At 68.1% G+C, this 1,488-nt stretch carries 1 protein-coding gene; it reads right to left on the bottom strand.

The window, feature by feature from the left end; genetic code table 11:
- Positions 1–387 precede the first annotated feature (387 nt).
- On the bottom strand, positions 388–1,395 hold the full coding sequence (locus ACWDA7_RS52850; RefSeq protein WP_450615364.1) for an IS110 family transposase: 1,008 nt from the start codon (positions 1,393–1,395) through the stop codon (positions 388–390).
- Between the last annotated feature and the right edge of the window lie 93 nt (positions 1,396–1,488).

Here is a 1,488-nt window from a genome sequence, read left to right on the forward strand (position 1 = left end):
CCCACCCATGAGGGCCGGGGCTGTCAAGCGTAGAAATGGTCCCGACCCTCGGCTTTTGTTCTTCGCCGAGGCGCTTTCGTTTGTGGGTGGTCTCCCTCGTGCTTGTCCGGCAGGACTCTGCCGTGCGGGGCCCTGTATCGGGAGCGAGGAAGCGTCACGAATGTTCAGGGATTTGGTCGTTGACGTCCCCGATGTGCTGATGGCCTGGCGGAGTGCGCTCACATCCACCCATTCGGCGTCTGGCCGGGCGGGCCGGCGCCATGACCGTGGTTCGGGGATCCGGGCTGCTCAGTCAGGTCATCGAGCACGGGCGACAGCCCGTCTCATGGGCAAATGCGAGCTCACCCGGGGTCTGTGACCGCCCCTGGCGGTTGTCATCGGTTGCTGTCATCGGGACCCCTGCCGGCCGTGTGGGACCTCGGTTGCGCGCAGCAGATGGTAGGCGCGGGCCAGCAGACGGCGGGCGATCGCGGTGGTGGCGATCTTCTTGCCCCGGCGCCGGGCGAGGCACTGGTAGGAGGCGGCGAACTCCGGCGAGCGTTTCGCGGTCTGGGCGGCCTCACACAAGATCCACCGCAGCCAGTCCGAACCCTGCTTGGAGATGTGGCCGTGCCGGACGGTCAGATCCGAGCTGCGGACGGTTGGGGTGAGGCCCGCCCACGCGGTGAGCTTGCGGGCGGAGGGGAAGCGGCTGATGTCACCGATCTCGGCAAGGATGATGAGGGCGGTGAGCGTGCCCACCCCCGGCAGCTGGGTGAGGGTTTTGACTCGCGGATCACCACGGGCGTGCGCGACCAGCTGTTGGTCCAGGGCGTCGATCGGCCCTTTGAGCGCGTCCATCAGGACCAGGAGATCGTCGACCACGCGGTGCGAGGCGTCCGGCAGGTCCAGGCCGTCGAGCCACACCCGGCCCGGAGCGGTGAAGTAGCTGCCGGAGCGGTCGCAGCCGTAGTCCGCCAGGACGGCATGGACACGGTTGCGCAGTAGCGTGCGCAGACGCACCAGCTGGCAGCGGTGGCGCAGCAGGGCCCGTTGCTGGCGCACATCCAGCGGGGCGATCCACGCCTCCGGCAGCAGATCCGCGCGCAGCAGCTGGGCAAGGGTTGCCGCGTCGACCTTGTCGTTCTTCAGCCGCGCGGAGGCGATGGCCTTGCACCGCAGCGGGTGCACCAGGTGCGGCTCGAAGCCGTAGTCCTCCAGCAGTTCCACCAGCCAGCCCCAGCCGTAAGCGGCCTCGAAGGCCACCGGCGCCCCGATCGGAAGATCCCCGATCACGGAGAGCACCGTCTCGACCCCGTTGGGCACGTTCCGATTCACCTGCACCGCACCGTCGTGATCAACAACCGCGATCTGCGAGCGCTTGCGGTGCACGTCGATGCCGACGTAGACCGACATTGAGGGCCTCCTTTCCGAGCACGTATGGGACCCGGAACCAGAATCCACCGGGCTGTGCAGGGAAGGGGGCCCGGCCCTCATAGAGTCAGGTCA

It is taken from the genome of Streptomyces sp. NPDC001156 (genome assembly GCF_053598275.1).

What these genes read in the sequence shown, in the direction of transcription:
- ACWDA7_RS52850 (WP_450615364.1), bottom strand. Translation starts at nt 1,395, where the DNA reads ATGTCGGTCTACGTCGGCATCGACGTGCACCGCAAGCGCTCGCAGATC.